Source organism: Orbaceae bacterium lpD02 (genome assembly GCA_036251875.1).
GTDB lineage: Bacteria > Pseudomonadota > Gammaproteobacteria > Enterobacterales > Orbaceae > Orbus > Orbus sturtevantii.
The window spans coordinates 2,621,795-2,634,481 of record CP133960.1 but is presented as its reverse complement, the minus strand read 5'-3'; the positions used below and the strand labels follow the sequence as shown (position 1 = coordinate 2,634,481).

Sequence of the window (12,687 nt, the reverse complement as noted above, 5' to 3'; positions counted from 1 at the left end):
ATTTATTGCTCCGTTTTATTTAAAATATGAATTGAACCGTTATTCCAAGTACCAACATAATAATTGTTCTTGTAGAATGCGAGGGCTACTGCTCCATGTAACTCAGCTGCGAGTAATTCTGATTTTCCTGTTTGAACATTAACAGAACGAACCGCACCCGCACCATTGTCAATCACAACTACCGTATCATTCGACGCTGTGATAATACCTACGCCAGGGCGGATAAAATCAGTACCTAATTCTGTTTGTAAACCATTCGTTTTAATTAAAGTGAGCCGACCACTATATTGGGAAACGACCAGATCTCCATTAGGTAATTCTGTAACACCGACTGGGGTTGTTAATCGATTCGCCATGATTTTTTTTGAGCCTGTTTTAAGATTTAATGACACAATCTCACCTGATGAACGATTACTAATTAATAAATCACCGGATTTTGATAACGCAATACCCGTTGGTGTATGGAAATTGTCTGAAATAATTGTTCCCTCCCCTTTTTCATTTATTCGTAAGATATAATTGCCGCTATATGAGGCAACGTAGAGATTATTATCTTGATCAATCACTATCCCTGCCGGTGATGCAATATTAGAGTAAAAAGTTTCTCTTTGACCATTAGGTGAAATTTTAATAATAGATTGGCCAGACCAATTGGTTACAAACATATCTCCAGTTTGATTAAATGCTATACCTGTTGGCGCACTAAAGTTCGAAGCAACTATACTCGTTTTAGCCATTGTCTCTGCGCCATAAATAATAAAAAATAAAATTGCTAATTTTTTTAAAATATTTAATTTATTCATAATAATATCCTCTTTAAAAACTAGTAGCCTACGGATGCTCCACCATCTAAATTTATTGATGCACCATTGATATATTGAGCATGGTCACTCAATAAGAAAGCAACGGTTTGGCCAATATCATTCACTTGGGTAAATTGTTTTAATGGATTCATTTCTTTAAAATTTTTGTTCAATGTTTCAGCGTTACTTTTGTATAAATTAGCCAAGTTTTTTGCTGTGTTTTGCCATGATTCAGATTCAGTAATCCAAGGGTTGATGGTATTTAAACGTATTTCCTTATTCCCTAAGTATTTTGACGCGGCTTTTGTAAAGCCTGATAAAGCAGAATTCACTGTGCTGTTAATAATAAAATCTGGGTGAGGATCATAACAAAATGTGCCATTTATAATGATGATGTTTCCTTTACGACCATGTTGTGCCATCAATTTTGAGACTTCTCTTGTAGTTTTTATTGTGCCTAACAATTTAGTCTGAATACATTCCATCCAATCAGCGTCAGTAGTTTTGAAATAATCGATAGGTTCTCCTATACCTGCAGCATTTATCAAAGCATCGATTGAGTGGTTTTCCCAAATTTTTGCTATAACCTCAACAACTTGTTTTTCGTTAGTAATGTCCATTGAAAAAGTTTCAACATGCTGATTTTTAGTGGTTTTAATCAGTTCATTTTTGATATTTACTAAACGTTCAATGTCTCGACCAATCAAAACTACCTTATAGTTTTTTTCTAACAAAACCTCGGCAATACCTTTACCGATTGATCCTGAACCACCCGTTATTAGAATTGTTTTCATTTTAATTTCCTTATTTTTTTATTAATTTTTGAGCTAAGACGGTTAAAAAAATGTTAATCAAGCTAATTGCGAAACAAATAACGATGATGCCGTTCCAATGAAGATATTCCCAAAATACACCTAACAAATAGGTTCCTATACTTCCTCCAGCAAGACATGATAATAAATATAAAGATGAGATAGCTCCTCTTAAATTTATTGGCACGATTTGATTTAGTATGGAAATAACTATCGGTTGTAATCCAAAAACACACATAAACAAGGAAAACAAGCCAATTGCAATGCCCAATAAATAGGGACTGTAACCAATAATTACAATTGAAAGACTGACACCGCTTAATAGGATAAGAAGTAATGTTTTCTTACTAATATACTGTAATAAACGTCCGCTTATCATAGCCCCGACAATGGCACTAATACCTGCAAAATTTAACCAACCTAATGCGGTAGAAGACAAATAGAAGGGGGCATCTTTTAGATAAAATGTCAAAAAAGAAGAAATGCCTAAGTAAACGAAAAATAATAAAAAACCTATAGTAAGAAATATTACTACAACTTTATTTAGCAAAAGTTTAGCGGCATTCAAATAGATTTCTTTAATACTAACGGAAGAGCGACTGTAATCGCTTTTTTTAACCCCTAACGGTATCAAAAAAGTAATACCAATAATCATCAAGGCATAAATAATAAATGCCATTTCCCAAGATAAATAATCAGTTAAAATAGCGACCATACTTCGGCTAAAAATAATTCCTACGATAGAGGCTGAAATCATAATACCCATCGATTGAGCTAATTTATCATCAGATGTATTTTTAGCCGTATAAGCAAATAGAGCAACCGGAACAGCTGCAGCAAAAAAACCTATTAACGACATGACAAGCAAATATCCTATATATGACTGAACATAGACAGATAAGACCAAACATAAAACAGTGCCAACGCAACCGAATAAAACAAGTTTTTGTGTTGAAATTTTGTCATCCGATAAAGGTCCATATATGAAAAATGAAATAGCATAAGCAAAACAAGATAAACTGAATACAAAACGAGCATCTAATACATCTATTGCAAAACTTTTGGCTATTTCCTGAAAAATGAGCTGACTGATATAAACAGAGCCAACAAGTAAAATGACCAAGACTGCCGAAATGGTCAGACCAATTCGAGAGGTTTTTTCCGGTAAGTAATTTTGAACTGTATCTGGTTGCATGATATTCTCCCAATTAATTAATGACGATACACGTACATAGCAACACCTTCCCCACCACCAACACATAATGAAGCAACGCCTGATTTAAGATTGTTTAGTGTTAATTGATGGATAAGTGAAACTAAAATTCGACAACCAGAGGCACCTATAGGGTGACCGAGTGCTATTGCACCACCATTGATATTAAGCTTGTCATCTGGCAAATTAAGCGCTCTTTTAACCGCAAGCGCTTGTGCAGCAAAAGCTTCATTGCATTCGAATAAATCAATTTCATCTATGGACTTATTTGCTTTATTTAAACATTGTCGAATCGCACTAATTGGACCTAAACCCATGACGGTAGGGCTAATACCAGTATTCGCAAATGAACCGATAGTAACTAATGGAGTTAATCCTAAACTTAATGCTTTTTGCCTGGTACAAACAATGACAGCGGCGGCTCCATCATTAATTGTTGATGAATTACCTGCGGTAACGACACCTTCTTTTTTAAATACTGGCTTTAGTGATAATAATTGTTCTAACGATGTTTCACGTGGGCCTTCGTCATGATCAATAATAATTTCGCCTTTATGTGGATTATTAGTTATGACTGGTGTTATTTCATATTTAAATGCATTCGCTTGTGAAGCTGTCCGTGCTTTATTTTGCGATTGAAGTGCATAACGATCTTGATCATCTCTACTGATATTATTTTCTGCAGCTACATTTTCAGCAGTTATTCCCATATGATAATTATTAAAGGCATCAGTTAATCCATCCAAAACTAATGTATCAACAATGAGACTGTTACCTAAACGTATCCCTTTTCGCATATCAGAAATAACATGGCCTGCTTTGGACATATTTTCCTGTCCACCCGCAATAACGACTTGCGCATCGCCATTACGGATAGCTTGTACAGCCAAATTCACGGCAACTAGTCCAGAACCGCAAACTTTATTAATTGTTAACCCCGTTACACTTTCAGGTAAACCGGCCTTTAATGCAGCTTGACGAGCTGGATTTTGACCACAACCGGCACTGAGAACTTGTCCCATAATAACCTGATCAATTTCATTTTTAGGTATTCTAGTCTGTGTTAATAAATCTTTAATTACAATGGCTCCAAGTTCCACTGCTGGTATATTTGACAATTGACCACAAAGAGAACCAATAGGAGTACGCTTGGCCGCAACGATAACTATGTCATCAATTTTTTCATTACGTTTCATTTATATTATTTCCCTACATTAATATCTAACCATCTGTTATTCAAACGGTTAGATACAATTCAATGTTAATTTAAAATTTCCCAATTATTGATATTTGCAATATCCAGCATTTGCGGTTGATTACCGACATAAACAGGATTTCCCACCAATAAAAGCATGTACATATCAGAAAAATCATCACCGTAGCCATAGCAATCACTAAGTTTGATATCATTAGCTAAAGCAAATTTATTCATGACATCTGATTTCCCCGCTCCAATAGTCTGAATTGGACCGATTTCACCCGTTAAATTACGATCAATATCTACAATGAGATCTGTACAAAGTAGATCATCGGCACCTACGTGATTTGCAATTGGTTGTAGAAGAGGTGACATAGAGCCAGACACAAATACTATTTTGTCTCCTTTATTTTTATGTTCCTTTAATCGTTGGAGTGTTTTATTAATAAAAAAATTTGGGGATAATATTTTTTCTTTAAACCACTCCACGCCAAGCAACTCAACGCTATTGAGCGAGTGACCTTTAAAAAATCGATAATACATTCTATTTAATTCTTCTCTTGGACTATTTTTTTCTCTTGCCACTTTAAATTCATGGTCAAATTTTAATTTAATTTTAGGTAAATTTTGTTGAATAACCCAATACTGAAAAAAATCAAACATACTTTTTACCGAGATTAATGTGTCGTCTACATCAAAAAATGCAGTCACTGGATCACGGTGATTAGTCAAATTAGATATCATTATTTAAGTCCTGTAATTTTTCATATACTTTTCTGCAATTTTTATTGACGAAATCAGGGTCATATCCTGTAACACCGATATAGTTCCATCGATTGAGTAAGATTGCTTGAAGACGCACTGAAATTTTGCCTAAGGGGCATCCTACAATCGGACGAACAACTCTTGTAACTTCAGCCAATAAATTATTTGCCACAGTATCATTTTTGAGTAGCCCGCCAGCGATCGTTATATGTGACATTTATTTATCCTCCCAAAAATTGGTTATTAAATTATCAAATAAGTGGGTTTGATCTAATTTCAGTTGAGCATGAACATCGCCACCCAAACCGTACAAACCAATGGCGCCACCATAGGATTGTTGAGAACTCATAAAAAGAACAATTACATTAATAATTCTATTGCTATTTTTCTCTTTTTGGGGAAATGGGTTATCGAGCTCCGCATAATAATTTCCGTCACCTTGGTCATTTGTGGTAAAAACATTGGGTATCCCCAAAGGACCTGGTCGAGTAGGATGTTCTGGTGATAAATCCAATTCGCGAAGGCTCATTACTGTATAGAGACTGTTAGGAATCAATTTTTTAAATAAAAAGTCAAATCTAGCTTTTGTTTTATTTTCATTAATAGTGATGATTAACTTGCCCTCAGCTTTAAGCCAATGTTTTAATTTGATTTTCGATATATTACGACGACCATCAGACTCTCTGTAATCATAAATATACCCTTTGTTTAAGGGAAGGCTTGCTCGAATCGTTTTAGCTGCATTAGGTGCTTGCTCCGGAGCAAATACCATTGAGTAATTATTTAAAGGCAAAGGTAAAGGTAGAGAAAACAACTCGATATTATCGAGTTGTTCTTCGTTCGCATGTTCTAGATTTTCTAAAATCTTGTAAGGATAATATGAACCAAAATCTGGCAATACGCTGTTACGATCTACAATTGCCATTCCCCACGAAACTTCACCAAATTTAATAATATTTCCAACTACTACAAAATGCCCATTTTGATCCATAATTTCAGACGGTGGATATAAAGGTCCTTGGGTAGTTGCGGTTAAGTTAAATATTTGGCTATACATGATTAACAACCTCAGTTTCCTGTAGGTTAGTTATATATAATGACAAAACCTCCTCAGCGAGCTTAGCTTCTTTTTTGCTGATATATTCGGAAGGATACACGATAAACTGAGATTCCATCGTCGCACATAGGACATTATTTTGTTTCAGTGAAATTCTTGCTTTTAATTTTGTTCTAAACTCATTTGAATCAATATTCAATAATTCAAAGTAAATTGTTGCAGGTAACGGGAATACAAAATTGATGAACGAGATATTCATTTCGTTAATCACAAAGTACTTATTAATCTCTTTATTGGGCGAATAAAATTCTTCAGCTATTGCAATAAATGATTGACGAAAAGCTTCTGTTATCAAGACTCCTTGCACATGGCGGCCTGTTTGATGATCAGCCATTAAAGTACAACGTTCATCGATCATAAACGGAAGCGAATAAAGATTATCATCCAATTTTTCTGCTTGACCTATCAATACATTGTGTTCTGATTTTTGATGTGTGTTCTTATTTGCTAAAAAGTAATTCTGATGATGTTTTCTTAACGCATCTAAGCTAAAATTATGGTCAGTGTTTGCAGCCTCCACACTGTTAATGACTTGTTCGTAAAGATCTAGTCTACACCCCAATCCCACCACGAAATTGTTTTTCTTAGAAAATACTTTAGATGGAATTTTGATAATACTTTCTAATTGACTCAATGTAATCGTTTGTTCTGCTTGAGCAAACTCTTCAAATTTATCCCCGACCACAATCAATGTACCACTTTTCATCTCTTTTTCTCCCTTGTTATTACACATACACTCAGAGTTAAAATTTTCTAAAAAACTATTAATCAATTTTTTTATAAATTTTGGTATATAAGCCTTCATTATCACCCGTAATATAGCTATCAGCCGCTTGCTTAACGATATTTTTGTAGTTATCATCCGTAAATGGTTTTAGATATTTGTTCACTTCACCGGCAAAGGATGCAATAAACATCACACCAGGGGTCCCACTAATTAATGAGTGATAAGCATCAAATGAAGTAATAGTAGATTTGTTTTCACGCACAACATTAAAGATAGTCTCATCCCGCCATTTCAAGTAAGCTTCATAAACGGAAGGTGGGACTTCAACGTGTCTTAATTGAATATACTCAGTTAATGGAATTTCTGTTTGTGATTTGATAGGGCTTTCGACATATTTTAGTAATTCTCTTTTAATATCTGCCTTAATACAGTCTTTGAATTCGATAAATACTTTTTCAAGTATATTTTCATAATTTGTAAGTGCATTTAATGAAGAAAACCCTTTAAACTCAATTAATTCGTCCTGTTCAATAGAAAAATAAAAACTACTCTCATTATTCTTAGCAATTTCTATCGCTAATTTTTGAATTTGAGATTGGAATCCGTCAGCAACTAAATAACGATTAATAAGCATGTATGATGAAGGCATAATTTTTCCTATTTATTATTTTGTTTGCGATATTGCGAGTTGATACTAAATAAATATGGGAAAAATTCGAAATACTTATTTCATGATATAAAAAAGGTATCAGCCTTTATTAAGGTTGAAATTGCGTGGCAAAAATTGGGATCATCCTATATTGATGCTATTGAAAAAAAGCTATAAGTGAAAAGTATATTTTCATGAAAAAGGATTTTAAAGACTAAATACTGCTAACTATCGCGTTCGTTCTAAATTTTTCTGAACGACCCGTTACCCTTGTCTATTTGCAATATATCTAGGTATGCCAAGAGTATTAGTATTCATTGCACCATACTTCAATTATTTTTTACCATAATCAGAATGATAATTAAACTGTGTAAATGGTCTATTTGTTAAAAAAATCGATAATATTTCGGGCATGCTGATTTTCGAGCGTACTGGTGTTCCACACTAAGAAGATATTTATTAAAAATTTTTTTTCAAAATAAGGTATAAATTTTTTGTATGTTACTCCTGGTATTTTAGCTTGAGTAGTAGATTTAGGCATAAAAAGCATGCCTTTTCCTTGAGAAATCTCTAATAACATTGAAAGAGTGTCGGGTAACTCAGTACGACGAATAAGAGGTGACGATAGGTTTTTAAAAACTTTCTCGCATTGGTCATAATAACTAGGATTCAAATTTCGATTAAACCAATACAAAGGCAAATCAATTACACTATTTAGGTCCACTAAATCATCATTACTAGCAGGATGGTCATCGGGAAGGACTAGAATCATAGGTTCTTGATGAATTAATCGATAAAACATTTTATTATCTTCATGCGGATAAAACGATGTTACAACAAAATCCATATTATTTTTTTCTAATTCGATTAGTAGCTCTTTTGAAGTGTAACTATCTTTATAAACAGTGCTATTTTCAGTAAAATGTAACATAAATTTAGTTAAGATTGGAATAAAGCCATAACTGAGAGTCTTCGTCATGCCTATCACTATTTTTGGTATTTCGTCAGTTCGAAATACATTAGTAATTGAACATATTTCTTCCAATAAAGCTGAAGCCTTATCCCTTAATAACTCTCCATCTTTTGTCAAAACAACGTTTTGTGTATTACGAATTATGAGACAAGTATTTAATTTATTTTCTAATTCTTTGATTTGTAATGATAAAGGTGGTTGGGTAATATTTAATTTAGCAGCAGCTTTTCTAAAATTAAGTTCTTCACAAACCGCTAAGAAATATTGTAGTTGTTTTACTGATGGCAACTTTCGACTATATTTTTGCATTTTAAACTCCTTTTCTCATACCTAGCTAAATAATGAAGGCCACAATATATTTCTAAAAAGGTTTTAATAATCATACTCGCTAACATCAATATAGCAAATTCAACGTTATAGCATTATTCAATATCTATAACCTATTTTGTTATTGATTTGTTGTTCAAATTTTTGTTAGTTTAAGTGGTAAATATTCAATTATATCGAGAACTATGTTAACTTACCAAGCTTAAGCGCTTTAATGTAATTCGACTAACAATAAGTATACATGATACAGATTAAATAGCACTTTCTACTTTGACGATATAAATATTGGGCTTCACATTGAAAAACGACCAGTAATGTATTGATTTCTTTAATTTAAAAAAAATTTCTAGATTAGATTTACAAAAAGTTTAATTTAAGTCGCTCTATCTAAGACCCATCGAACGCTATGCGGAACGGGTACAATAATTTCCTGCCGCTGAAAGTCTTCATTATGCCTATTTGGGGGAAATGCTAAAACATAGGCTTAAAATTGTTGGCTATGCGTTAAAATTTCATCAGCCTTATTTATTGCTCATTAGTTCAACACCCGAAAAAACACAGCGCACAGGATGATTCCTGCCAAAATATTAGACCGTGCTAACCTTTATAAATTCGTTATTTTGGTAAAATTGTTGTTCATATTGTTCTGGCGATATCCAACTGTTAGTTGAATGCCGACGAACACAATTATAATAGATGTCAATATATTCAAATAGTGCTTTGCCTGCCATCTCCCGAGTTTTGTAATATTTGTAATAACAATCATACATAATATGCGTTTTTAATGTATGAAAAAACGCTGAGCTATCGCAGTCGTCCAGCAATTGCCAGCTCTACTCATACTTTAGCTAATCCAATATTGTAATATTGATCCCTTAAAATCAGCACAGCAACATTAGCTTCCGCAGTCACTATCGAGCCCCCTTTGGGAAAGGGGCGGCGGAATAAGGCATTTTGCAGTGTGTTACAAACTAAATGTCGATGAATATGTTGACAAGTTTGTCATCCAATGACTTTTCGACCAAATAAATCAATAATAATACATAGGTATAACCGACCTTCACCCGTTTTGATATAAGTGATATTAGTCATCCAAACAGTATTGGGTTTCTCGATATTAAACTGCCTATCAAATGTTATTGAGCGCTACATCATGATATCGCCCTGTGCCCGTTCAATATTTAAATTTACGTGCGGTTTTACTGCATAAACCAAGTTGCCTTGGTACTCGACTTACCGTTTTTTCTGAAACATCACACCCCTAGCTCGGGCATCGTATACTAAGCTTAGTGCACCTAAACACGCTTTATGTCGCCAGTAAAGTACTTTGACGTTATCAAACAACGGGTAGGTTTTAGCTACTTTGCTGCCCCAACGCTGATTATCGGTAGTATCTCTCGACTTGTGATATCTAGATCTCTAGTAGCGGTTATATAAAATACTAACGCTACGAGTAGATCTAGATTGTTATAAGTTAAATCAAATTTAAAAATTATATTCAACTAGCGCCGAGACACTGGCGCCATCACGTTTACCAAAATAACCTCTAGCATTTAGGTTAATACTAAAATTGCGGTTATCGGCAAGCGGCGTGCTTTTTATACCAAGCTCCATAATACCCGTTGAGCCTTTAACACTTGGAGCATCAATGCTTATTCCAGATACATTAGTCTTGGCATCACTATCAAATTCATATTCATAGATCCCCGCTAACGATAATGTCATCACGTCACTAGCTTGGTGGTTATACTGCTCTTTTAACTGAATACGTGACGATATCGATTTATCAAAATTAACCTTATCACCATCTACAACCACACTATCAGAGCCTAAACGGGTATAAAAATAGTGAATCGAAGAATCAAAACTTGATATTTCATTAACAGGATAGACATAGCCACCACCAATAATCCCACCAATATAATTGACTTTGCTTTTATAATAAGCAGCACTCCCTCCACCGGTGATGATATCGCCTGAATTAAATTCGGTACTTGTTCGCCCAAAACGTAGTGCCGCATCGCTATAAATCTGCCCTACCGGCAACGTATACACATACTTGCCAAAAAGCGAAAATCCATAGCTATCACTATGACCATCACCATTTACGGTTGTTGAACCAAATTGGTTATACGTATCATAATTGCTACGACCATATTCAACCGTTAATCCAGCAGCAAGATTATCGTACATTTGGTAACGTGAGCCGATCATAATACGGTAGTCTCGAGAATCAATATGTGAACCACTATGGTATTTGCTCATCCCTCCGTCTAATACGGCGATCGGTGTAAAGCTGCCTGCTGTCGGTGGGCTCTTATCATCAAAGGAACTAAGCAGTAAGTCTGCGCCCCGTGTGGTATTTTGTAATCCACCTAAGCGCCCCTCTGCCAGTGGTTTTACCTTAGCGGTTAAGTTATGGTTATCTATTCGAATGTCATCAATACTTGCTGTAATGGTATTATCAGTGTTAATTGTGTAGCTAATATCGGCTTTACCGACTAACCCAACATCGACCGTATTATTGTTGGGAGCATTAAATAATCCAGCAATATTATCGGTATTATCGCCACCAGTAAAGGTGACGCCATTATCCCATTTATCTCGGTAACTAGCATCAATAAGTGTGATGGTATCACCCACTTTAGTTATTCCTTCACCTGATATCCCCGCAATTTTGATATTTGATTTATTTGTGGTGGTTACCGCAACACCATTTTTATTCGCCACGGTATTATCATTTTCAATCCTCCCTGTTACCGTGACTAAAGCTATGCTATTTTTAATGGCATCTTTATTATAATCATTGAGATAAAAGTTATAATGCTCAAAGTTACCCAACCCATATACCGTAACGGGATTAGCGCCCATCGTGAAGGTATTGCCATTAAATATTTGGTAATATTTAGGTTCATTTATGAAATAGCTTCCAAATATTTCCGTTAAATACTCCAAATTGCCATCATATGATATTTTTTGTAGTTTTATATTACCGTCAAGATATACATTCCCCAAGGCTGTTACTGTTGCGTTTACGTTATCTACTGGATAGAGCACATTATCACCAATCATTACGCCGTGAATATCATAAGTTACTCTGGCATTATCTTTTAAATACACATTTCCTTCCGCTATAAGCGTCGATCCGCTATATGCTCGCGCCATAACTTCGGCGCCATTAATATGACTAGCTGAAGCATTTTTACTCAAATAGACATTACCTTTTGCTTTGAGATAAGCTTTATCATTAACCGGTAATCCATCTTGTTCTGTAGCACCCGCTCTAGCGCCGATTACAGCTGCAAAAAAACTATCATCTGCCTCATCGGGAGCTAATGTATTATTTAAATAGACGTTTCCAATTGCACTACCATTTATGATTTGATTTTGATGCCTTGAGAATACTGAAATAACAGCGCCAGTGCTACTTGAGGACTTAGAATTGTTATTTTGGTATACATTACCGATTGCGCTGGCAGTAAGAACTGCAGAATAACTACTGTTATATCTTACGACAGCATAAGCTCCCGCTATTTCATAAGCATTAACGCCAGTAAGGGCTGATGCATTATCATTTAAATAAACACTACCAGTTGCTGTAGATTCTAATCTTGAGCTAGCTTCCGAACCATAAATAAATTGAGTAACCGATGCTGAATCGTTAACGGAGACCGTCCCTGTCGCTTTCCCAAAATCATCGTGCCAATCAGTTTCAGCACCAACCACGGAATAAGCCGTTTCATTATTTTTAAGAACAATATTCCCTTCTACTATATTAGCTTGCCCATAAAGAGGAGTTAGTGAAGTGACAAATAGCAGGATAATCGTTTTCTTTAATTTCATCATATATTCCTTATAGTAATTATTATTGGTAACGACGATATTTTATTCAAAAGTTATTTAAAATAAACTAAAAAAGTTCAATTTTTGATAAGGTATTGTTTATATTTTAGTTACATTAAAACCCACCATTTGAGCTTATATAACATTCCTGTATTGAATAGTTAGCAAATAATCTGCTATTTACTTTAACGTTATAAACGAGCTACTGCGATCGCTCGCGCCATAAGGCTAGAGCGATATTATTCATTACGTCCAGCTTA

At 34.6% G+C, this 12,687-nt stretch carries 12 protein-coding genes; 1 reads left to right on the top strand and 11 read right to left on the bottom strand.

Annotated elements, in window-relative coordinates:
- Positions 1–2: 2 nt before the first annotated feature.
- The 10 genes from RHO12_11650 to RHO12_11605 form a co-directional block, all read right to left on the bottom strand.
- A complete protein-coding gene (locus RHO12_11650) occupies positions 3–803 on the bottom strand; it encodes a serine/threonine protein kinase (GenBank protein WVD66007.1) in 801 nt (266 codons plus the stop codon).
- Between the two features lie 20 nt (positions 804–823).
- A complete protein-coding gene (locus RHO12_11645) occupies positions 824–1,597 on the bottom strand; it encodes an SDR family oxidoreductase (protein WVD66006.1) in 774 nt (257 codons plus the stop codon).
- 10 nt (positions 1,598–1,607) lie between these two features.
- Positions 1,608–2,810: an MFS transporter gene (locus tag RHO12_11640; protein WVD66005.1), complete on the bottom strand. Its 1,203-nt coding sequence runs from the start codon at positions 2,808–2,810 to the stop codon at positions 1,608–1,610.
- Positions 2,811–2,827: 17 nt separating this feature from the next.
- Positions 2,828–4,024: an acetyl-CoA C-acetyltransferase gene (locus tag RHO12_11635; GenBank protein ID WVD66004.1), complete on the bottom strand. Its 1,197-nt coding sequence runs from the start codon at positions 4,022–4,024 to the stop codon at positions 2,828–2,830.
- A gap of 65 nt (positions 4,025–4,089) precedes the next feature.
- Positions 4,090–4,689, bottom strand: a complete 600-nt coding sequence (locus tag RHO12_11630; GenBank protein ID WVD66003.1) for an HAD-IB family hydrolase — start codon at positions 4,687–4,689, stop codon at positions 4,090–4,092.
- Positions 4,690–4,759: 70 nt separating this feature from the next.
- The gene (locus RHO12_11625; protein ID WVD66002.1) at positions 4,760–5,008 is read right to left on the bottom strand and encodes a hypothetical protein; all 249 of its coding nucleotides are present in this window, start codon (positions 5,006–5,008) and stop codon (positions 4,760–4,762) included.
- On the bottom strand, positions 5,009–5,848 hold the full coding sequence (locus tag RHO12_11620; protein ID WVD66001.1) for a hypothetical protein: 840 nt from the start codon (positions 5,846–5,848) through the stop codon (positions 5,009–5,011).
- Positions 5,841–6,614: an AfsA-related hotdog domain-containing protein gene (locus RHO12_11615; protein ID WVD66000.1), complete on the bottom strand. Its 774-nt coding sequence runs from the start codon at positions 6,612–6,614 to the stop codon at positions 5,841–5,843. The genes RHO12_11620 and RHO12_11615 overlap by 8 nt, the downstream gene beginning before the upstream one ends.
- A 58-nt stretch (positions 6,615–6,672) precedes the next feature.
- On the bottom strand, positions 6,673–7,284 hold the full coding sequence (locus tag RHO12_11610; protein ID WVD65999.1) for a hypothetical protein: 612 nt from the start codon (positions 7,282–7,284) through the stop codon (positions 6,673–6,675).
- 379 nt (positions 7,285–7,663) lie between these two features.
- Positions 7,664–8,566, bottom strand: a complete 903-nt coding sequence (locus RHO12_11605) for a LysR family transcriptional regulator (protein WVD65998.1) — start codon at positions 8,564–8,566, stop codon at positions 7,664–7,666.
- Positions 8,567–9,052: 486 nt separating this feature from the next.
- Here RHO12_11605 and RHO12_11600 point away from each other — a divergent pair, with 486 nt between their 5' ends.
- Entirely contained in the window at positions 9,053–9,157 is a 105-nt protein-coding gene (locus RHO12_11600; GenBank protein WVD65997.1) for a hypothetical protein, read from the top strand.
- 912 nt (positions 9,158–10,069) lie between these two features.
- Here RHO12_11600 and RHO12_11595 read toward each other — a convergent pair.
- Positions 10,070–12,430, bottom strand: coding sequence for an autotransporter outer membrane beta-barrel domain-containing protein (locus RHO12_11595; protein ID WVD65996.1), 2,361 nt, complete (start codon positions 12,428–12,430; stop codon positions 10,070–10,072).
- Between the last annotated feature and the right edge of the window lie 257 nt (positions 12,431–12,687).

Bases quoted from the DNA above. Each gene is read 5' to 3' on its own strand.
- RHO12_11625 (WVD66002.1), bottom strand. From the start codon at position 5,008: ATGTCACATATAACGATCGCTGGCGGGCTACTCAAAAATGATACTGTG.
- RHO12_11595 (WVD65996.1), bottom strand. From the start codon at position 12,430: ATGATGAAATTAAAGAAAACGATTATCCTGCTATTTGTCACTTCACTA.
- RHO12_11600 (WVD65997.1), top strand. From the start codon at position 9,053: ATGCTAAAACATAGGCTTAAAATTGTTGGCTATGCGTTAAAATTTCAT.
- RHO12_11630 (WVD66003.1), bottom strand. From the start codon at position 4,689: ATGTTTGATTTTTTTCAGTATTGGGTTATTCAACAAAATTTACCTAAA.
- RHO12_11635 (WVD66004.1), bottom strand. From the start codon at position 4,024: ATGAAACGTAATGAAAAAATTGATGACATAGTTATCGTTGCGGCCAAG.
- RHO12_11650 (WVD66007.1), bottom strand. From the start codon at position 803: ATGAATAAATTAAATATTTTAAAAAAATTAGCAATTTTATTTTTTATT.
- RHO12_11640 (WVD66005.1), bottom strand. From the start codon at position 2,810: ATGCAACCAGATACAGTTCAAAATTACTTACCGGAAAAAACCTCTCGA.
- RHO12_11610 (WVD65999.1), bottom strand. From the start codon at position 7,284: ATGCCTTCATCATACATGCTTATTAATCGTTATTTAGTTGCTGACGGA.
- RHO12_11645 (WVD66006.1), bottom strand. From the start codon at position 1,597: ATGAAAACAATTCTAATAACGGGTGGTTCAGGATCAATCGGTAAAGGT.
- RHO12_11615 (WVD66000.1), bottom strand. From the start codon at position 6,614: ATGAAAAGTGGTACATTGATTGTGGTCGGGGATAAATTTGAAGAGTTT.
- RHO12_11620 (WVD66001.1), bottom strand. From the start codon at position 5,848: ATGTATAGCCAAATATTTAACTTAACCGCAACTACCCAAGGACCTTTA.
- RHO12_11605 (WVD65998.1), bottom strand. From the start codon at position 8,566: ATGCAAAAATATAGTCGAAAGTTGCCATCAGTAAAACAACTACAATAT.